The 19,760-nt window shown below is 73.6% G+C and carries 18 protein-coding genes; 12 read left to right on the forward strand and 6 right to left on the reverse strand.

Features of this window, described 5'->3' with window-relative positions:
• Window positions 1-4 precede the first annotated feature (4 nt).
• Complete coding sequence (locus ACGFYP_RS11980) at window positions 5-937, forward strand: aldose epimerase family protein (protein ID WP_393490166.1); 933 nt, start codon at window positions 5-7, stop codon at window positions 935-937.
• 71 nt (window positions 938-1,008) lie between these two features.
• Here ACGFYP_RS11980 and ACGFYP_RS11985 read toward each other — a convergent pair whose 3' ends face one another.
• Window positions 1,009-3,444 (reverse strand): glycoside hydrolase family 3 protein, encoded by a 2,436-nt coding sequence (locus ACGFYP_RS11985; RefSeq protein ID WP_393490172.1) that lies wholly within the window; start codon window positions 3,442-3,444, stop codon window positions 1,009-1,011.
• Between the two features lie 157 nt (window positions 3,445-3,601).
• Between ACGFYP_RS11985 and ACGFYP_RS11990 the strand changes: the two genes are divergently transcribed.
• Entirely contained in the window at window positions 3,602-4,225 is a 624-nt protein-coding gene (locus ACGFYP_RS11990) for a TetR/AcrR family transcriptional regulator (protein ID WP_393490176.1), read from the forward strand.
• 114 nt (window positions 4,226-4,339) lie between these two features.
• Window positions 4,340-5,539 carry a pyroglutamyl peptidase gene (locus ACGFYP_RS11995; protein ID WP_393490942.1) on the forward strand — a complete coding sequence of 400 codons (1,200 nt, stop codon included), beginning with the start codon at window positions 4,340-4,342 and terminating at the stop codon, window positions 5,537-5,539.
• A 72-nt stretch (window positions 5,540-5,611) separates the two neighbouring features.
• On the opposite strand, the gene ACGFYP_RS12000 is transcribed toward ACGFYP_RS11995, so the two are convergent.
• The gene (locus tag ACGFYP_RS12000; protein ID WP_393490179.1) at window positions 5,612-6,406 is read right to left on the reverse strand and encodes an NAD(P)-dependent oxidoreductase; all 795 of its coding nucleotides are present in this window, start codon (window positions 6,404-6,406) and stop codon (window positions 5,612-5,614) included.
• 58 nt (window positions 6,407-6,464) lie between these two features.
• Here ACGFYP_RS12000 and ACGFYP_RS12005 point away from each other — a divergent pair, with 58 nt between their 5' ends.
• Both ACGFYP_RS12005 and ACGFYP_RS12010 read left to right on the forward strand, forming a co-directional pair.
• Window positions 6,465-7,391 carry a LysR family transcriptional regulator gene (locus ACGFYP_RS12005; RefSeq protein ID WP_393490183.1) on the forward strand — a complete coding sequence of 309 codons (927 nt, stop codon included), beginning with the start codon at window positions 6,465-6,467 and terminating at the stop codon, window positions 7,389-7,391.
• Between the two features lie 8 nt (window positions 7,392-7,399).
• A complete protein-coding gene (locus ACGFYP_RS12010) occupies window positions 7,400-8,113 on the forward strand; it encodes a carbon-nitrogen hydrolase family protein (protein ID WP_393490190.1) in 714 nt (237 codons plus the stop codon).
• Between the two features lie 15 nt (window positions 8,114-8,128).
• Here the strand turns inward: ACGFYP_RS12010 and ACGFYP_RS12015 are convergent, their stop codons facing one another.
• From ACGFYP_RS12015 to ACGFYP_RS12025, 3 genes are all read right to left on the reverse strand, one after another.
• Complete coding sequence (locus ACGFYP_RS12015) at window positions 8,129-8,965, reverse strand: EI24 domain-containing protein (protein WP_393490195.1); 837 nt, start codon at window positions 8,963-8,965, stop codon at window positions 8,129-8,131.
• A 94-nt stretch (window positions 8,966-9,059) separates the two neighbouring features.
• Window positions 9,060-9,482, reverse strand: coding sequence for an organic hydroperoxide resistance protein (locus ACGFYP_RS12020; RefSeq protein ID WP_361966518.1), 423 nt, complete (start codon window positions 9,480-9,482; stop codon window positions 9,060-9,062).
• Between the two features lie 63 nt (window positions 9,483-9,545).
• Complete coding sequence (locus ACGFYP_RS12025) at window positions 9,546-10,565, reverse strand: NADP-dependent oxidoreductase (protein WP_393490203.1); 1,020 nt, start codon at window positions 10,563-10,565, stop codon at window positions 9,546-9,548.
• A gap of 96 nt (window positions 10,566-10,661) precedes the next feature.
• Here ACGFYP_RS12025 and ACGFYP_RS12030 point away from each other — a divergent pair, with 96 nt between their 5' ends.
• Window positions 10,662-11,096, forward strand: coding sequence for a MarR family winged helix-turn-helix transcriptional regulator (locus ACGFYP_RS12030; RefSeq protein ID WP_393490206.1), 435 nt, complete (start codon window positions 10,662-10,664; stop codon window positions 11,094-11,096).
• A 73-nt stretch (window positions 11,097-11,169) separates the two neighbouring features.
• Here ACGFYP_RS12030 and ACGFYP_RS12035 read toward each other — a convergent pair whose 3' ends face one another.
• The gene (locus ACGFYP_RS12035; RefSeq protein WP_393490209.1) at window positions 11,170-11,961 is read right to left on the reverse strand and encodes a hypothetical protein; all 792 of its coding nucleotides are present in this window, start codon (window positions 11,959-11,961) and stop codon (window positions 11,170-11,172) included.
• Between the two features lie 122 nt (window positions 11,962-12,083).
• On the opposite strand from ACGFYP_RS12035, the gene ACGFYP_RS12040 reads away from it, so the two are divergent.
• The 6 genes from ACGFYP_RS12040 to ACGFYP_RS12065 all read left to right on the forward strand — a co-directional run bounded on the left by ACGFYP_RS12040 (window position 12,084) and on the right by ACGFYP_RS12065 (window position 19,739).
• Window positions 12,084-12,647 carry a hypothetical protein gene (locus ACGFYP_RS12040; RefSeq protein WP_393490214.1) on the forward strand — a complete coding sequence of 188 codons (564 nt, stop codon included), beginning with the start codon at window positions 12,084-12,086 and terminating at the stop codon, window positions 12,645-12,647.
• A 221-nt stretch (window positions 12,648-12,868) separates the two neighbouring features.
• The gene (locus ACGFYP_RS12045) at window positions 12,869-13,912 is read left to right on the forward strand and encodes a rod shape-determining protein (RefSeq protein WP_361966528.1); all 1,044 of its coding nucleotides are present in this window, start codon (window positions 12,869-12,871) and stop codon (window positions 13,910-13,912) included.
• Window positions 13,913-13,948: 36 nt separating this feature from the next.
• The gene (locus tag ACGFYP_RS12050) at window positions 13,949-15,532 is read left to right on the forward strand and encodes a GAF domain-containing protein (RefSeq protein WP_393490219.1); all 1,584 of its coding nucleotides are present in this window, start codon (window positions 13,949-13,951) and stop codon (window positions 15,530-15,532) included.
• A gap of 118 nt (window positions 15,533-15,650) precedes the next feature.
• A complete protein-coding gene (locus ACGFYP_RS12055) occupies window positions 15,651-16,838 on the forward strand; it encodes a nitrate/nitrite transporter (RefSeq protein WP_393490945.1) in 1,188 nt (395 codons plus the stop codon).
• Between the two features lie 50 nt (window positions 16,839-16,888).
• Window positions 16,889-18,376, forward strand: a complete 1,488-nt coding sequence (locus ACGFYP_RS12060; RefSeq protein ID WP_393490222.1) for an acyl-CoA synthetase — start codon at window positions 16,889-16,891, stop codon at window positions 18,374-18,376.
• On the forward strand, window positions 18,369-19,739 hold the full coding sequence (locus ACGFYP_RS12065) for a carboxyl transferase domain-containing protein (protein ID WP_393490225.1): 1,371 nt from the start codon (window positions 18,369-18,371) through the stop codon (window positions 19,737-19,739). Before ACGFYP_RS12060 ends, ACGFYP_RS12065 begins: the two co-directional genes overlap by 8 nt.
• Window positions 19,740-19,760: the final 21 nt, after the last annotated feature.

Raw genomic sequence — 19,760 nt, forward strand, 5'->3', positions numbered from 1 at the left:
GATCATGAGGATCACGGGTGAACCCTTCGGTTCGGTCGACGGTACGGACGTCACGCGCTGGACCCTCCAGCGGGGCACCGTGCGGGTGCGGGTGCTGACGTACGGCGGCATCGTGCAGTCGGTCGTGACGCCGGACCGGGACGGCGTTCCGGGCGAGGTGGCCCTCGGGTTCCCGGATCTGACGGGCTATCTGAAGCATCCGGAGCCGTACTTCGGTGCCCTGGTGGGCCGGTACGCCAACCGGATCGGCGGCGGGTCCTTCGCCCTGGACGGCACGACCCACCGCCTCCCCCGCAACGGCGGGCCGAACTGTCTGCACGGCGGGGAGCGCGGCTTCGACAAGCGCGTATGGGACGCGGAGGAGGTCGAGGGCGGGGTACGGCTGTCCCGGGTGAGCCCGGACGGCGAGGAGGGCTTCCCCGGCCGCCTGGACGTGTCGGTGACGTACACGCTCGACGCCGACGGCGCGCTGCGGATCGGCTACCGGGCGGTGACCGACGCGCCGACGGTGGTGGCGCTGACGAACCACACGTACTGGAGGCCGGGCGGCGGGGCGCAGGAGCTGCGGATCGCCGCCGGGCGGTACACGCCGACCGACGCGACGGGGATCCCGAGCGGGGAGTTCGCCGAGGTCGCGGGCACGGAGCTGGACTTCCGTACGGGCGGACGGCTTTCGGTGCCTCTGGACCACAACTTCGTCCTCGACGGGGACGGTTCGCCGGCCGCCGAGCTGTACGCGCCCGACACCGGGCGGGCGGTGACCGTGGAGACCACCGAACCCGGGCTGCAGGCGTACGCGAACCCGGAGCTCGGCGGGGTCGCCCTGGAGACGCAGGCCTTCCCCGACTCGCCGAACCGGCCGGAGTTCCCTTCGACGGTCCTGCGGCCGGGCGAGGTGTACGCCTCGGAGACCGTCTTCCGGTTCGGCACGCGCTGAGGAAGGCGTGGAAGCCCCGGGGCGGTTGTCAGGTTCCGCCCCGGGGCCGGTCTTGAGGGTGTCCGCGGACGTCAGATGTCGAGCGTGGCGGTGAGGCGCGCGTCGGTGAGCGAGTGCGCGGCCCTGACCTCGTACGTACCGGGGATGCTCGCCCAGCCGTTCCGCTCCTCGTCCCAGATCTCGAAGGCGCGGGCGGGCAGCGGGATCACGGTCTCGACGCTCTCGCCCGCGCCGGCCTCGACGCTCGCGAAGGCCGCGAGCCAGCGCGCCGGGCGCTCGACGGCGTCCGCCGTCGGCGCCAGGTAGATCTGGACGACCTCGCGGCCGGTGCGGGTGCCGGTGTTGGTGATCCGGACGCGCGCCTCGGTGGGGGTGACTTCGAGGGAGTCGTAGCTCCACGTGGTGTAGCCGAGGCCGTGGCCGAAGGGGTACGCGGGGGTGGTGCCGGCCTTGTCCCAGGCGCGGTAGCCGATGAAGACGCCCTCGGTGTAGTCGAGTTCGCCGTCGGTGGGGGTGACCTCGGTGACCGGGACGTCGGCGAGGGCGACGGGCCAGGTGGTGGGGAGCCGGCCGCCGGGCTCGTCGGCGCCGGTGAGGACGTCGGCGAGCGCGGCGCCGCCCTCCTGGCCGGGGAACCAGCTGAGCAGGATCGCGGCGACGTCCTCGCGCCAGGGCATCTCGACCGGGGAGCCGGCGTTGACGACGACCACGGTGTTCGGGTTGGCGGCGGCCACGGCGCGGACCAGCTCGTCCTGGCGGCCCGGCAGGGCGAGGTCCTTGCGGTCGAAGCCCTCGGACTCGACGCGCTCGGTGGTGGCGACGACCACGACGGCCGTGTCGGCGGCGCGGGCGGCCTCGACGGCTTCGGCGATCAGTTCGTCGGGGTCGCGCTGCGGCCCGAGGTGGACGAAGGAGAACATGACGGCGGGCAGCGGGGCCGCGAACTCCTTGTCCAGCGGGTGGAGCAGGGAGACCTCGACGCTCTCGCCCGCCGTGAGGGCGACCTTGGCGCGCTCGACGGGAGAGCCGAAGAACGCCTCGAAGGGGTCGCTCTCGGGGCCCATCGCCTGGAGGCCGTCGAAGACGGTCTCCCCCGCGACGCGGAGGGTGAAGGCGCCGAGGCCGCGGGTGCCGAAGGAGTGCTCGCCGGACTCGCGCGGGGTGAAGGTGCCGGTGACCTCGATGGAGGCGAGGGCCTCGTGGGTGACGCCGGCCGGGAGGTCGTCGCCGATCCACTGGACCTGGCCGTTGGGCAGGGAGCCCTCGCCGAGGACGGTGCCGTCGGCGTCGCGGCAGACCGCGCGGAGGGTGAAGCCCTGATCGGCCGGGGTGAGTTCGTCGCTCGGGTCGGCGCCGATTGAGAAGGTGAGGGCGCCTTCGGGCAGGGCGGCGGTGAGGCCGTCGAGCGGGGAGACGGTGTGGTCGGGGAAGACCTGGGCGGAGCCGCCGCCGAGGACCCGGGCATCGCGGGCGGCGGCGCCGGAGAGGGCGACCGTGCCGCTCCCGAGGGGCAGCACCGCGTTCTCGTTCCGGACGAGGACGACGCCGCGCCGGGCGATCTCGCGGGCGAGCGCGTCGCCGTCGATCGTGGCAGGGGGCTCGGTGACGACCGGCGGGGCGCCTTCGAGGGCGCCGACGCGGGCGGCGAGCCGCAGCACGTTCCGTACGGCCGCGTCGACGGCCGACTCCTCGACCTCGCCGGCCCTGACGGCGGCGGCGAGCGCCTCGCCGTAGACGGTCTGCGGGCCGGGCATGGCGACGTCGAGGCCGCCTTCGATGTCGCCCTTGGTGGAGCGGGCGGCCATCCAGTCGGAGACGTTGTAGCCGTCGAAGCCCCACTCGCCGCGCAGGACCTCGTTGACGAGCTCGTGGTGCTCGGTCATGGTCACGCCGTTGACCTGGTTGTAGGCGGTCATGATGCCCCAGGGGTGGGCGTTCTTGACGATGGCCTCGAAGGGCGCGAGGTAGAGCTCGCGCAGCGGGCGCGGGGCGACCTTGTTGTCGACGGTGAAGCGGTCGGTCTCGGCGTCGTTGGCGACGAAGTGCTTGACCGTCGTGCCGACGCCGCCGTCCTGGACGCCCTGGACGTATCCGGTGCCGATGGCGCCGGTGAGGTACGGGTCCTCGCTGTAGGCCTCGAAGTGGCGGCCGCCGAGCGGGGTGCGGTGCAGGTTGACGGTGGGGGCGAGGAGGACGTGGACGCCCTTGCGGCGGGCCTCCTGGGCGAGCAGGCGGCCGGCGCGGCGGGCGAGGGCCGGGTCCCAGGCGGCGGCGAGGGCCGTCGGGGACGGCAGCGCGACGGAGGGGTCGTCGGCGGTCCAGCGGACGCCCCGGACGCCGATCGGACCGTCCGACATCACGATCGACCGCAGTCCGATCTCGGGCACGGCGGGCAGGGACCACATGTCCTGGCCGCCGAGCAGCCGGGTCCTGGTATCCAGGTCGAGCTTGCCGAGTGCCGTCTCGACGGCCTGCTCACGGACGGTTTCCGCGCTGTTCTCCGCCATGGCCGTACCTCCTCGTTGAAGTCGTGTGCGGCCCATGGTGGACCTCTTGCCTGTAGATCGGTAGGTTACGTTATTGTTTCGTGATCTTAGGATGCCGTACGGTCCTCGTGACGAGGGACCTTCGGCGGACGGACAGCAGGGGAAGGGGGCCACGGCGATGGTGCGGGCCAGGAGCGAGGAGCGGCGCGCGGACATCGTGCGCGCGGCCCTGGAGGTGATCGCCGAGCGCGGCTACCGGGGCGCGTCGCTCGGCGCCGTCGCGGAGCGCGTCGGCCTGACGCAGCAGGGGCTGCTGCACTACTTCCCCACGAAGGAGACCCTGCTCGTGGCGGTCCTCGCGGAGCGCGACAAGTGGGACACGAGCGGCGCGGGCTCGCGCGAGGGCTGGCGGCTCGACCTGATCGACTCGCTCGTCGAGTACAACGCGATGCGGCCGGGGATCGTGCAGACCTTCTCGGCGCTGCTCGGCGAGAGCGTGACCGAGGACCATCCGGCGCGCCGGTTCTTCACCGAGCGCTACACCCAGGTCCGTACGGAGATGGCGACCGTGCTGCGCCTGGAGTTCGGCGAGCGCCTGCCGAGCGGGCTGACGCCGGAACGCGCGGCGCCGATCCTGACGGCCGTCATGGACGGCTTGCAGTACCAGTGGCTGCTCGACCCGGCGGCGGTGGACATGCCGGCGGCGTTCCGGGACTTCCTGCGGCTGCTGTACGGCGGGGACGGCAGGGACGGCGAGGGCGGCGGGGCTCCCGGGGACCTTGGGGACACGAGCGGCAAGTGAGGGCACCGTAGCGGGAGTTGCGGGTGAGCCGGGATACTGCGCGGGCCGGTTTCCGACTCGACGGAGGTCCCGCCCGTGCTCTCCCGGATACGTCACGCAGCGCTCGGTCTCGCGCTGATCACCGCCACCCTGACACTCGGCGCACCACCCGCCACGGCCGCGGCGGGTTCCGTGACCGTGGAGGAGGCGCGGCTCGGCAGGGCCGTGCCCCAGGAGATCCTGCGGCGCGGTGGATTCGCCTCCGTGGCACCGGAGTTCGCCCGGGCGCTGGCCGGAGCGGAGTCGTACGGAGAGGCCGAGCGGGCGGTCGCGCGGCACGGGGGGCAGCTCTGGCGGGACGCGGTCGATCGGGCGCAGGGGCGCCGGGTGCGCGGCGACCTCAGTGTGGACGACGACCGCCCGCTGTATTGGGCGCGTCTCGCGATGACCCGTGAACTGCGGAGCTGGAAGCCGGAGTTCACGCTCGGCGAGGAGGGGCGGGCCCGGCTGCTCGACCGTCTCGAGCGCTCCTCGCGCGGCCAGGACGCGATCCGGTTTCCCGCAGGCAAGGGCGTGAAGCGGATCCTGCTGACCGGCTTCGACCCGTTCACGCTCGACCGGGACGTCCGGATCAGCAACCCCTCGGGGGCCACCGCGCTGGCCCTGGACGGCACCTGGATCCGTACGGCGGACGGTGGCCTCGCCCGGATCGAGACGGCCGTCTTCCCCGTCCGCTGGCAGGACTTCGCCGACGGCACGGTCGAGCGGACGCTGCGCGGGCACCTGCCGAGGGTGGACCTCTTCACCACCGTCAGCCAGGGCCGGATCGGCCGCTTCGACATCGAGCGGTTCAACGGGGCCTGGCGGGGCGGCTTCCCGGACAACGAGAACGTCTCCCGCACCGAGACCGTCCCGGTCGACGACCCGGCCACGCGGCCCCAGTGGACGGCGACGACCCTGCCGTACGCCTCGATCGTCGCGGCGGACACCGGGCGCTTCCCGGTACGGGACAACACGGCCGTGACCGAGATCCCGGCGGGCGGGGCCGGGCCCGTGGACCGCCCGGCCGGTCCGACGCCTGGCTCCACGGCCCGCGCGGGCGGCGGCGGGAACTACCTCTCCAACGAGATCGCCTACCGCGCGACCCTGCTGCGCGACCGGCTCGGCCTGCCGGGGCTGCCCGGCGGCCATGTCCATACGCCGGTACTGGAGTTCGGCGCGGGCAACACGGACCCTGCGTCGGGCACGGTCACGGACCCGGAGTTCGTCCGCAACCGGCTCGACATCATCGCCCAGGTCAGGGCGATCGTCGCGGTGGCGGCCGCGAACTCCTAGCGCACGGCGGCTGACGCACGGCGACTGGCGGGCGTCGGCGGCCGGGCCCTATCGCGTGACGGCCGCCGGGCCCTAACGCGCGACCGCCGCCAGGTCCTCGCCCGCGAGCGCCGGGTCCTCGGTCAGGGCCCGGTGCACCGCCTCCAGGACGGGCAGCTTCGCCACCGCCGTGGCCAGGGCGACGTCCTTCGCGGCGAGCGCGACCGGGAAGTGCGCGCCGGTCGCGGTGGCCCGGGCGACGGCGCCCGCGAGGGGTCCCGCGGCCAGGGCGTCGAGCGTCGACCGCCTCGGCAGTCCCAGCGCGTCGGAGAGGGCGAGGGCCTCGCCGACCAGGGCGACCCCGCCGATGGCGGCGTTGATGAGGACGAGCTTGAGGGCGGCGCCCGTCCCCGGCCCACCGCACACGGTGGTCGTACCGAGCCGGTCGAGGACGCCCCGTACCGGCGCGGTGTCACCGCCCGCGAAGATCAGCAGCTCCCCCACCTCGGCCCGGTCCACGCTGCCCATGACCGGGGCGTCGATCAGAGTGACGCCCTCGGGGAGCCGGCCGGTCATGGTCCGGACGGTGTCCGGGCCGACGGTGGAGGTGTCGACCCAGTACGTGCCGGGGCGCAGCGCCGGCAGCATCGCGTCCGCGACGGCGAGGGCGGCCGGCGGATCGGCCAGCATCGTGAGGACCACATCGGCGTCCCGGACGGCGTCGGCGGGGGTCGCGGCGCGGACGGCGCCTGCGCCGACCAGGGCATCGGCCTTGGCGGCCGTACGGTTCCACACCGTCAGCGGGTGTCCGGCGGCGAGGAGGCGGCGGGCCATCGGCAGGCCCATGCCGCCGAGCCCGAGGAAGGCGATCTTCTGCTTGCTGTCCATGACTTCGACGCTAGGCAGGGAGGAGCCATGCAACAAGCGAATGTCTAGCATGGCTCCCATGCCGCAGAATCATGGCTTGTACGAGGTCTTCCTCGCCGTCGCCCGGGACGGCTCCTTCACGGCCGCGGCCCGCGCGCTCGGCTACACCCAGTCCGCAGTCTCGCGCCAGGTCCAGTCCCTGGAGGACGAGATCGGGGCGGCCCTCTTCGAGCGGCTGCCGCGCGGGGTGCGGCTCACCGACGCCGGGCGGGTGCTGCTGCCGCACGCCGAGGCGGTACGCGACCGGCTCGGCCTGGCCCGTACCGAACTGGAGGCGCTGCGCACCCTGGAGGGCGGGCTGCTGCGGCTCGGCGCGTTCTCCAGCGCCACGGCGTCTCTCGTGCCCCGCGCCCAGGCCGTGTTCCGCGAGCGGTGTCCGGGCGTGGCCGTCACCCGGACCGAGGGCCCGTCGGCCAAGCACCTGGGGCTGATCGTCGCCGGCGAGGAGGATCTCGCGGTGGTCGCCCCGGCCGTCGGCGCCGCCGTGCCGGAGGGGGTGACGCTGCATCCGCTGCTCGACGAACCGATGCTGGTCGCGCTCCCCCGGGGCCACGCGCTCGGGGGCCGACGGGCGTTGCGGCTCGGCGAGCTGGCGGACGAGGAGTGGATCGTCGGCCGCGAGCGTCTGGAGGACACGCTCTTCCGTCCGGTCGCCGCCGGGTTCCGGCCGCGGACCGGACTGATCGCGTCCGACTGGATCGCCAAGCTCGGGGCGGTCGCGGCCGGTCTGGGCGTCACCCTCGTGCCGGCCCTCGCGGCGGCGTCCGTGCGGCGGGACGTCACGCTGGTCAGGGTCCACCCCGACGACGTGCCCTACCGCCGGGTCTGCGCGGCGACCCCGGCGGGGGCGACGGTGGCGGCCCTCGCGTTCCTCGGGGTGCTCCGCGAGACGGCCGAGGCGCTGCCGGGGTCCAGGGGTTTCCCGCGGGCCGGACGGGCGGGATGATGGCGGTCATGATCGTCGCAGCAGCGCAGTTCGCCCCGGTCGCCGGGGACGTCGAGGCCAATGTCCGTACGGCGGCCGACCTGATCCGGGCGGCCGGTGCCGAGGGCGCCCGGGTCGTCGTCCTCCCCGAGCTCGCCCTCACCGGCTACGAGCCGGCCCTCATCCGCGACAACCCCGCCGTCTGTCTCACCGAGGACGACGCACGGCTCGATCCGGTACGGGAGGCCTGCCGCGCGACGGGTGCGGCGGCGGTCGTCAACGGGCCGGTCCTCACCGGGGACGGCAGGCCGGCCATCACCTCCCTCGTCATCGGCCCGGACGGTGGCCTGCTCGCCCGCTACGACAAGATCCATCTGCACGGCGTCGAGAACGAGGTCTTCGCCCCGGGCACTGCCGACGGCCGCTTCACCCTCGACGACACCCGCTTCGCGCTCGCCACCTGCTACGACAACCGCTTCCCCGAGCTGGCGGAGCGGGCCGTGGCCGACGACTGCACGGTCTATCTGGCGAGTTCGGTGCTCGACGTCGCGAACGACTCGTTCGAGAAGGTGTATCCGGTGCGGGCCAGGGACTTCGGGCTCTACGTCGTCCTGGCCAACGTCTTCGGCGAGAGCGAGGCGGGCACGTGCCCGGGCCTCAGCGGCGCCTGGGGCCCGGACGGCGAGCGGATCGCCGACGCGGGCCCGGACCGCGAGGGCTTCGCCCTCGCCGAGGTGGGCTGAACCGCCCGGGCGGCGTTACGGGCGGGGGTGGTGCGCCTGCGGCCGCGCGTACGGGTGCGGCTGCGGGGCGTCCGTCGGTACGGGCTGCGCGGTGTTCCCGTCCTTGCCCGTCCCTGCCTCGCCCGTCAGCTCGCGGGCCATCAGCGTCGCGCCCGCGACGGCGCCCGGCATCAGGAAGACGGCGACGAACGGGACCACGAACGAGAGGGCCACGGGGACGCCGAAGCCCAGGGTGAGCGCCCGGCGGCCCCGGAGCATCCGGAGGCGGTCCTTCAGCTCGACGCCCCGGCGCTGGAGGGCGACGGAGGTCAGTTCCTGGGCGAGGAAGAAACCGGAGACGCAGAAGCCGACGACCGGGACGACCGTCTGGCCGACGACGGGGATGAAGCCGCAGGCGAAGAGCAGGATGCCGTACAGGGCGACCCGTGCGAGCACGCGCAGGCTGTCACGCGCGGAGATCCACAGCTCGCGCCAGAGCGGCAGGCCGGACTCGGGGACCTCGCCGCCCTCGGTGCGGTCGACCTGCTCGGAGAGCGACTCGTAGAACGGCTGGCCGACCAGCAGGGTCACGGCGGTGAAGGTGATGACCGCGAGGAAGAGCCCGAGGGCGAAGACGAGGCCGGTGAGGAAGCCCCGGAAGAGCCCCTGCCAGGGGGAGGTCCAGTCATCGGCGAACGGCGTCGCCCAGGCGGTCAGGTCGTCGGCTCCGTAGCCGAGACCGACGAGGGCGCCCACGTACAGCACGAGGGTCACGAGCCCCGGCAGCAGTCCGAACCCGAACCACCGCCCGTGCCGGGCCACCCACTTCTGCCCCTGTACCAGAAAACCGAAGCCGGCCCCGAAATCGCGCATGTCGATCACCCTATCGGGCGCCCCGCGCGGGCCGGTACGAAGAGGGCCGCACCCCGGTCGGTCGGGGTGCGGCCCTCTTCAGCCTACGCGTAACTCAGACGGCAAGCTCGACCGAGATGTTCCCACGGGTCGCCTTGGAGTACGGGCAGACCTGGTGGGCCTTCTCGATCAGGCTCTTCGCGGTCTCGGCGTCCACGTTCGGGATGGTCGCCGAGATCTTGACGATGATGCCGAAGCCGTCGTCGTTCTTGCCGATGCCGACCTCGGCGGTGACCGTCGAGCCCGAGATGTCGGCGTTCTCGTTGCGCGCAACGACGCCCAGCGCGCCCTGGAAGCAGGCGCTGTAGCCGGCGGCGAAGAGCTGCTCGGGGTTGGTGCCCTCGCCCGAGCCGCCCATGGCCTTCGGCGGGTTCACGACGACATCGAGCTGACCGTCGTCGGTCGCGACCCGGCCGTCCCGCCCGTTCTCGGCGGTGGCGACGGCGGTGTACAGGACGTCAGAGTGCTGGATGGACATCTGGTGCTTCCTTCTGCTGGTTCGCCGCGACTCGCGCCCACGATCGCGACGGCTGAGGGAAGACTAACGGGTCGCGGAAACGATCATCTTTCCGGTGTTCTCCCCGCGGAGCAGGCCGAGGAAGGCCTCCACACCGTTCTCGATGCCCTCGACGACCGTCTCGTCGTACTTGAGCTCGCCGGAGCGCAGCCAGCCGCCGACCTCCTGGACGAACTGCTGCTGCATGCCGTAGTGGTCGCCGACGAGGACGCCCTGGAGACGCAGCCGCTTGCCGATGATCATGGCCATGTTGCGCGGGCCGGGGACCGGCTCGGTGTCGTTGTACTGCGCGATCATGCCGCAGATGGTGGCGCGGCCGTGCACGTTGAGCGAGGAGATCGCGGCTTCGAGGTGGTCCCCGCCGACGTTGTCGAAGTAGACGTCGATGCCGTCCGGGGCGGCCTCGCGGAGCTGGTCCTTGACCGGGCCGTTCTTGTAGTTGAAGGCGGCGTCGAAGCCGTACTCCTCGACGAGGCGCTTGACCTTCTCGTCGGAACCGGCGGAGCCGATGACGCGCGCGGCGCCCTTGATCTTCGCCATCTGGCCGACCTGGCTGCCGACGGCGCCGGCCGCGCCGGAGACGAAGACCGTGTCGCCCTCCTTGAAGGAGGCGACCTCGAAGAGGCCGGCGTAGGCGGTCAGGCCCGTCATGCCGAGGACGCCGAGGTAGGTGGAGAGCGGGGCGAGGCTCGCGTCGACCTTGACGGCGTGCTCGGCGGCGACGTCCGCGTACTCACGCCAGCCGAGGCGGTGCAGGACGTGGTCGCCCACGGCGAAGCCCTCCGCGTTCGACGCGACGACCTCGCCGACGGCGCCGCCGTCCATGGGGTGGTCCAGCTTGAACGGCGGGGTGTACGACTTCACGTCGTTCATCCGGCCGCGCATGTACGGGTCGACCGAGAAGTGCAGGTTCTTGACCAGGATCCGACCCTCGGCGGGCGCGGCGACCGGGGTCTCACGGAGCGCGAAGTCCGCCGGGGTGGGCCAGCCGTGCGGGCGTGCGACGAGGTGCCACTCACGGCTGGACGCGGGAAGTACGGACATCGGCTCTGCCTCCTGGAACGAGAATTACTTCACTACCTGAAACAACAATGCGCTTGGATATTTCATGTTGTCAAGTATCTGGGTACGATGGTGCCCATGGCCACCTCACGCACAGACCCCCTGACCGTCGAAGTCGTCGACCTGATCGGCACGGTCGTGGCGCGGTACCACGAGGAGTACGAGCAGGCGGCCTCCGAGCACGCGCTCACGGGCGCCCAGGCCCGGGTCCTCGGACTCCTGTCCCTGGAGCCGGTGGCCATGCGGAAGATCGCCGAGAAGCTGAGATGCGAGCCGTCGAACGTCACGGGGATCGTCGACCGGCTCGAAGCGCGCGGCCTGGTCGAGCGCCGCCCCGACCCGGCCGACCGCCGCGTCAAGCTGGCCGCGCCCACGCCCGAGGGGCTCGAGACCGCCCGCAGGCTGCGGGAGTCGCTCGACTTCGCGCGCGAGCCGCTCGGGCAGCTCACGGAGGTCGAGCGGACGCTCCTGCGGGACCTGCTGAAGCGGATGCTGGGCGAAGACGTGCGGTGACCGCTGTGACCGCCCTGGCGGCCCTGGCGGCCCTGGCGAGCGTCGCGAGCCAGGCCGGACTTCCGGACACGACCTAGCAGAAGATGATGAGCCAGCAGTCTTCCTCGGGCTCCGGGCTCGGCGTGGCAGGCGGGGGACTGGGCGTCGGCGAACCGGGCGGCGTGGGAGTGCCGCTGCCCGTGGCCGTCGGTGTGGCACCGGGCTGCGAGGCGGACGGCGAGCCCGACGGCGTGGCGCTCGGCGACCCGCCCTGACCACCGTCCGAGCCCTGCCCGGTCCCGCCCCCGCTCCCCGAGCCGTTCCCGCCGCCGCCCGACCCGGATCCGCCGCCGGAGCCCCCGCCGGGTATGCCCGTGTGCCCGGGTGCGGGCGTGTCCTTGTCGACCGGGGAGGCCGAGGTCGACACCCGGACCGGGCCACGGGTCGCGGTCGGCCGCACGGTCTCGGAGGGGACCGGAGGCAGCGAGGTCTCGACGACCTCCTCCTCCTGGACGGCGCTGGCCGCGCCCCCCTCGTCCGGCGGGTCGAGGGCCGCCTTCGTCAGGCTCAGCGCCCCGGCAGCGAGGACGAGCCCGAGCGTGCCCACCAGAACGTTTCGCCCCTTGCGGCTGCGCGCCCTGCGCCCCTTGCGCGAGGCCGCGCGGCCGGACGGGGCCGACGCCACGGCGGCCCGTCTGGCGGCACGCCCGCCACCCGAGGCGGGGCGCGGAGGCTCGACGACGTCCAGTTCGTAGACGTGCTCGGCCTCGGCCGCGTACTCGGTCGCGCGAGGGGTCTCGTACCGCAGCTCCTCCACCGGCGTACCGCACCCCGCACAGGCGAGGGCGCCGTTGAGATGCCGTCGGCACTGATGGCAGTAGTCCATGGCTGCCGCAGAGTATGTGTCGACGGGACACCACAGGTAGGCGGGAACGTGAGGATCCTGTGAGGAAACCCCAGGTCGACGGCGTGTCGTCGCGAATCTCCCGCTTCGGGCAGGATGGTCGCATGACCTCGATCGAGCCCTTCGGGCCCACCGAGTTCCAGCTCGTCCTGCTCCGCCGGATGGCCGACCACCAGCCGGATCTCGTCGAGGACGCCGTCCGCGCGCTCGGCGCCACGCGGACCGCGATGCGCGAGGCGAACCGGCGCTGGCAGGCCCGCGCGCACGCCCGCCGGGGCCCGGGCGAGCTCGCCCGCTACCGCGCGGCGCTCGGTGAGCCCGTGGCGCGGCGCCGGGTGGAGCGGTACGACTCCGAGATCCTCCAGTGGGAGCTGCCGCTCTGGCCGGACCTGCGCTGGGAGGTCCTGGTGGGCCCGCTCGGCCGCCGGTCGCCGGACGTCTGGGGCTGCGGCCTGGTCCGCGCGCCCGGCTCCCACACCCCCGAGCTGCGCACCGAGGCGGATCTACGGCCCTGGGGCTGCACCGTCGCCGAGGTCGGCAACGCCTTCCCGCCGGCCTCGGCGCGCGACGGCAGCGCTCCGACCCGGCTGCGCCTGGACTTCACCCTCCCCGGCGGCACCCCGGGTGCCGCCGAGTTCACCTGGGGCCTGCTGCAGCGTCTGCTCTGACCCGACGTCAGGACTCCCTACGCCCCCGGACACCCCCGGGCGGCGCATCCCAGCGCGCGCCGCGCCTGAGCCGGTCGCACGATGCGAACAGAACGCCGAAACGAACGCCGAACAGAACGCCCCACAGAACGCCGCTCAGAAACACCGAGCCGGACCGCCGGAACAGAACGCGCGTCCACCCACCTCGCTCCGTGCCAGCACCGCACTCCGGAGGATCTGCCGTGACCGTCAGCCTTGAGCAGCTGCGCCGTTGCCATCTCGCCGTCGACCTGGGCGCCGCCCGGACCCGGGTCTTCGTCAAGGGCGCCGGGCTCGTCGTCGACGAGCCCAGTGTCGCCGCCGTGAACACCCGTACCGGGGCGCTGATCGCCGTCGGCGCCCTGGCCGAGAAGATGACCGGCCGCACCCCCGACTACATCCGGGTCGCCCGACCCGTCTCCGGCGGCACCGTCGTCGACATCGAGATGGCCCAGCGGATGCTCCGTCACCTCCTCGGTGAGAAGCTCCGCCGCCAGCTGCGCCGCAAGCCCCGGCTGCGCGCCGCCGCCTGCACCCCGCACGACAGCGACCCGCTCGCCCAGCGCGCCGCCGTGGAGACCCTCGTCGGCCTCGGCGCGCGCCGGGTCGAGCTGGTCGACACCCTGATCGCGGCGGCCGTGGGCTGCGGACTCCCCGTCGAGCAGCCCACCGCGACCATGATCATGGTCTGCGGGGCGGCGACCACCCAGGTCGCCGTGTTGTCGCTGGGGTCCATCGTGACCGCCGAGCGGATCCCGGTGGGCGGTGACGCGATCGACCACGCGGTCATCCAGCACCTGCGCCACCAGCACGAACTGATGCTGCCCAGCCAGTCCGTCCGACCGCTGCAACTCGCCCTCAGCGGCAACGGCCTGACCCTCCAGGGCCCGAGCTACACCGAGATCCACGGCCGGGACGTCGCCACGGGGCTCGCCCGCTCGGTGACCGTCGACACCGCCGCCGTACGCGAGGCGATCCACACCCCGCTGACCGCCGTCCTCGACGGCATCGGCAAGATCCTGCGCGACTGCCCGCCGGACCTGGTGGCCGACCTCGCCGAGCGCGGCATCATGATGGTCGGCGGCAGCGCGCTGCTCCCCGGGCTCGACCAGATGCTGCGCGAGGCGACCGGGATGCCCGTGCACATCGCCGAACGTCCCGACGTGTGCGCGATCCTGGGGCTCGGCGCGATGCTGGAGGGCAAGATCCAGCCGATGGTGCTCGACCCGCTGGCCCAGGCGGAATGACCGTTCCGCCCGACCCTTCTGCCTGACAATGCTCCCATGTCACTCATGGACCAGGACGACGAACCGGACCCGGTGCCCCGTCTGCCGATGCTGCTCCAGGCGGTCCTGAGTGTCGGCACCGACCTCGAACTGCGGGCCACGCTCCAGCACATCGTGGACTCTGCGACGGAGCTGATCGGAGCGCGCTACGGGGCGCTCGGGGTCGTGGACCCCGAGCGCGGCCGGCTCACCGAGCTGTTCACCGCCGGGATGACGGACGCCGAGCGGGAGCGGATCCCCCGTCTGCCCGACGGACACAGCGGGCTCCTCGGCGTCCTCATCGAGGACCCCCAGCCACTGCGTCTGGACGATCTGACGGCCGATCCGCGCTCCGGCGGGGTCCCCGAGGGCCACCCCACGATGCACTCCTTCCTCGGGGTCCCGATCCGCGTCCACACCGAGGTGTTCGGCAACCTCTACCTCACCGAGAAGCAGGGCGGCCCGTTCACCGACCGGGACCTGTCGATGCTGCGGGTCCTCGCCGCCCAGGCCGGGATCGCGATCGGCAACGCCCGCCTGTACGAGACCGTCCGGCAGCGCGAGCGCTGGATCGAGGGGGCGGCGGCGGTGACGACGGCGCTGCTCGCCGGGGAGCCGGCGGCGGACGCGCTGATGACGGTCGCCGAGCGGGCGCGGCTACTCGCCGACGCCTCGGCCGGGGTCGTCCTCCAGCCCAACGAGGAGGGCGGGATGGAGATCGTGGCGGCCTCGACGGTGGACGACCCGGGTGACCTGGTGGGGACGACGATCGCGCCGGGCTCGCCGGTCCTCGAGCAACTGCTCGGCGGGGAGCCGGTGTTCGTCGAGGACTCGGCGACCGATCCCCGGATGACGACGCACGTACGGTCACGGTTCGGGCCCTCGATGATGCTGCCGCTGCAGAGCGGCGGCCGGCTCATCGGCACGCTCGCGCTCCCCCGGCGGCACGGCGGACGCCCGTACACGGCGGTGGAGCGACTGCTCGCCTCGCAGTTCGCCTCCCAGGCGGCCCTCGCGCTCGTCCTGGCGGACGCGCAGCACAACCGGGAGCAGCTCGCGGTGTACGAGGACCGCGACCGGATCGCCCGTGACCTGCACGATCTCGTGGTCCAGCGGCTCTTCGCGACGGAGATGATGCTGGAGTCCACCCGCCGACGCGCGCTGGACGCACGGACGGGCGAGACGCCCGCCGAGAGCACATCGACCCCCGACCCGGACTCCGTGGACGACACCGCGCTGCTCGGGCGGGCGGTGGACGAGCTGGACTCCACCATCCAGGAGGTACGGACGGCCATCTTCGCCCTCCAGCAGCCGCCCGCCGACGCCCCGACGACCTTCCGGGGGCGGGTGCTGCGCGAGACCGGCGGCGCGGCGGTGCTCCTCGGCTTCCAGCCGTCCGTGCACTTCACCGGCGCGGTCGACACCCTCGTCGAGCCCGCCGACGGGGACCGGCTGCTCGCCGCCCTGCGCTCCGCGCTCGCGGCGGCCCACCGCCGGCCGGGCGTGGCCGCGATCCGCGTCGAGGTGACGGCGACACAGGACGGCCCGCGCCTCCGGGTCACGGACGACGGCCGCCCACCGACGACCGTGGACTGGCCGTAGATCGTTCCTCAGGGCCCCGTACGGCCCAGTCCCGCGCGCCCCCACCGGCCGCTCGAATTTGACTGGTCGCGTGGACACCCTCGCGAAACCCTCCGGCGCCGCCTACCGGAACCTGGTCATGGCCACGATCGGGTTCGCGCTCACCTTCTGGGCGTGGGACCTGATCGCGCCGCTGGCCAGTTGGTACGGGGACCGGCTGGAGCTCAGCTCCTTCGAGCAGTCGCTGCTCGTCGCCGTCCCCGTCCTGGTGGGTTCGCTCGGCCGGATCCCGGTCGGGGCGCTCACCGACCGCTACGGCGCCAAGCTGATGTTCCCTGTGGTGTCGGCGCTGACGATCGTGCCCGTCCTGCTCCTGATTCCGGCGAAGAACTCGTACGGCGCGATGCTCGCCGTCGGTTTCCTCCTCGGTCTCGGCGGCACGACCTTCGCGATCGGCATCCCCCTGGTCAACTCCTGGTTCCCGCCCGCCAAGAGGGGCCTCGCGCTCGGGATCTTCGGCATGGGCATGGGCGGTGTGGCGCTGTCCGGGTACTTCACCCCGCGCATCGCCAAGCACGGTGAGAACCTGCCGTTCGTCGTGGTCGCCCTCGCCCTCGCCGCGTACGCCGTCCTCGCCGTGTTCCTGATCACCGACCGCCCCGACCGGCCGGTCCCCACCGCCTCCCTCGCGAGCCGGCTCGGCAAGGCGGGCCGGCTGCGGGTGACATGGGAGCTGTCGGCGCTGTACGCGATCGGCTTCGGCGGCATCGTCGCGTTCGGGGTGTACCTGCCGACGTACCTGAAGACCTGGTACGAGCTCGACCCGACCGACGCCGGGACGAAGGCCGCCGGGTTCGCCCTGGTCACCGTCGTCTTCCGGCCGATCGGCGGCTGGCTCTCGGACCGGTCCCACCCCGCCCTCGTCACGGCCGGCGCGCTCGGCTTCGTCGCCCTGTTCGCCATCGTCCAGGCCTTCGACCCGCCGCTGAACCCGGGCGGCACGATCGCCCTGCTCTGCATGGCCGCCGGGCTCGGCACGGCGAGCGGTTCGGTCTTCGCGCTGGTCTCGCAGGTCACCCCGCAGCCGCAGGTCGGCAGCGTCACCGGCATCGTCGGGGCGATGGGCGGGCTCGGCGGGTTCGTGCCGCCGCTGGTGATGGGCGCGATCTACAGCGCCAAGGACTCGTACTCGATCGGATTCATGCTCCTGTCCGACCTCGCGCTCGCGGGCTGCGTGTACGCGTACGGCCGGATGCGGTCGATCCGGCCCAGCTCGGAGGAGGACGGAGCCCCTGAGGTGAGCAAGGTCGCAGCACGTCGCCCCTGAGTCGCGGGCAGAATGCCTCTCGGCATCCCGCTACGCGAGGAGGACGACCCGTGAACGCGCTGTTCCCGGCCCTGAAGGCCGGCTCGGACCGGCCCGCACTGCGCTTCGGCGCCCAGACGCTGACGTACGACGAACTGGGCAGGGCGGCCGGTGCCTTGGCGGTGCGGATCGGCGACGCGGGGCGGGTCGCCGTCTGGGCCACGCCGACCGCCCGGACGGCGGTCGCGGTGACGGCCGCGCTGCTGGCAGGCGTACCGGCGATCCCTCTCAACCCGCGCACGGGCGAACGGGAGTTGGCGCACATCCTCGGCGACAGCACCCCCGGGCTCGTCCTCGCGGGCCCGGACGACGTCCTGCCTGCGGGGCTCGCGGAGCTGCCCCGGATCGACGTCGAGACGGCGGTCGCGCACCACACCCCCGCATCCGCCGCCCCCGCTGTCGCCGACGGGCCGGACGACCCCGAGTCCGCCGCCCTGATCGTCTACACCTCCGGCACCACGGGACCGCCCAAGGGCGTCGTGCTGTCCCACCGGGCGGTCGCCGCCTCGCTCGACGCGCTGGAGGAGGCCTGGGCGTGGACGGCGGACGACGTGCTCGTGCACGCGCTGCCGCTCTTCCACGTGCACGGACTGATCCTGGGGATCCTCGGGCCGCTGCGGCGCGGCGGCTCCGTGCGCCACCTCGGCGCGTTCTCCGTCGAGGGCGTGGCCCGGGAGCTGGGCGCGGGCGGCGGCACGATGCTGTTCGGCGTACCGACGATGTACCACCGGATCGCGGACGCGCTCGACGGCGATCCGGCGCTGGTACGGGCGTTGGCGCAGGCGCGGCTGCTCGTCTCGGGTTCGGCGGCGCTGCCGGTCCACGACCACGAGCGGATCGCGGCGGCGACGGGCCGGACGGTGGTCGAGCGGTACGGCATGACCGAGACCCTGATGAACACGGCCGTCCCCGTGGGTTCCCCACCGCGCCCCGGGTCCGTGGGGCTGCCCCTGCGGGGCGTGGGGCTGCGGCTTGTGGAGGAGGACGGCACGGAGCTCGGGGCGTACGACGGGGAAAGCGTGGGCGAGATCCAGGTCAGGGGCCCGAACCTGTTCAGCGCGTATCTGAACCGGCCGGACGCGACCGCCGCCGCCTTCGACGGGGAGTGGTTCCGCACGGGTGACATGGCGGTCCGTGAACCCGACGGGTACGTACGGATCGTGGGCCGCAAGGCCACGGACCTGATCAAGAGCGGCGGGTACAAGATCGGCGCGGGCGAGATCGAGAACGCGCTCCTGGACCACCCGGCGGTGGCCGAGGCCGCCGTGACCGGGGAGGCCGACGCGGATCTCGGCGAGCGGATCGTGGCCTGGGTGGTGGCGGCGGACGCGGAGAAGCCGCCGACGGCGGAGGAGCTGGCGGACCATGTCGCCGCTCTCCTCGCCCCGCACAAGCGCCCGCGCACGGTCCACTTCCTCGGCGCGCTGCCCCGCAACGACATGGGCAAGCTCCTGAAGAAGGCGCTGCCTGACGCCCTCGCGGAGGCCCGCCGTGGCTGAGCGGCGCACGGCCCGCGAGGTCGTGGCGCTCGTCGCCGACGACTTCGCGGCGCTGCCCGCCCCGGCCGCGGAGGCCCCGGGCGGGTCGCCGCGCTCCGACGGTCCGATCGGCTGGGCCGGGTACGACGCCGCACGCGCGCGTGCCGCCGAGAAGACCGGCGAGGAGGAGTCCGTCCTGTACGGCAGGGCGACGGTCGACGGCCGTCCTGTGGTCCTGGTCGCCTTCGAGTTCGGCTTCCTGGGCGGCTCGCTCGGGCAGGCGGCCGGTGACCGGCTCGTCGCCGCGTACCGCACCGCCGTCGCCGACCGGGTGCCGCTGGTGTCGCTCGTGGCGACGGGCGGCAGCCGGATGCAGGAGGGCATGATCGCCCTGACCCAGCTCCAGCGCGTGGCCGAGGCGACCGTACGGCTGCGGAGCGCGGGCGTCCCCCATGTCACGGTCCTGCGCGACCCGTCGACCGGCGGCGGCTGGGCCACGGTCGGCGCGGGCGCGGACGTGGTCCTCGCCCTCCCCTCCGCCCAGGTGGCCTTCGCGGGCTCCCGGGTCAGGCCGCGGGACGCCGACCCGTCCGCGTACACGGCGGAGGGGCAGTACGCGCACGGGCATGTGGACGCGCTCGTCGATCCGGCCGACCTGCGGCGCACGCTCGGTCTGTGGCTACGGCTCCTGACGGGCGCCGGGGAGCAGCCGCCCGTCCCCGCTCCCCCGCCGCACGCCCTCACCGAGGCCGCCCCGCCCGGCACCGGGTGGGAGGCGGTCGTCCGGGCCCGTTCGGCCGCCCGGCCCCGCGCCGGGGCCTATCTGGACGCCTACTTCGACGTCCGGGCCGCCGTCAGGGGCGACCGGGCCGGCGGGGTGGACGACGGCGTGGAGTGCGGGTTCGGCCTGCGCGCGGGGAGGCCGGTCGCGTACGCGGCGCAGGGCGGGACCGCGACCCGCCCGGCCGGGTTCCGGACGGCCGCCCGGCTGATCCGGCTCGCGGACCGGCTCGGGATCCCGGTGCTCACCCTGATCGACACCCCGGGCGCCGCCAACGACGCCGAGGCGGAGCGGGCGGGGGCGGGCCCGGCGATCGCGGAGGCGTTCGCCGCGGTCGCCGATGCGCGGGTTCCGGTGACCTCGCTCCTGGTCGGCGAGGGCGGTTCGGGCGGTGCCCTCGCCCTGGCCGCGCGGAACAACACCTGGGCCACGCCCGACGGCTACTTCTCCGTCATCGCGCCCGAACTCGCCTCGGCCATCCTCAAGCGCTCCCCCGACCAGGCGCCGGTCACCGCCGACCAGCTCCGGCTGCGCCCCCAGGACCTGGTGGACCTGGGGGTCGTGCGCGGGATCGTCGGGCAGGCCGAAGCCCCCTCGGAGTGAGGGGGCTTCGTGGTGCGCGCC

Source organism: Streptomyces sp. NPDC048370 (assembly GCF_043200825.1).
In the GTDB taxonomy this organism is placed as follows: domain Bacteria; phylum Actinomycetota; class Actinomycetes; order Streptomycetales; family Streptomycetaceae; genus Streptomyces.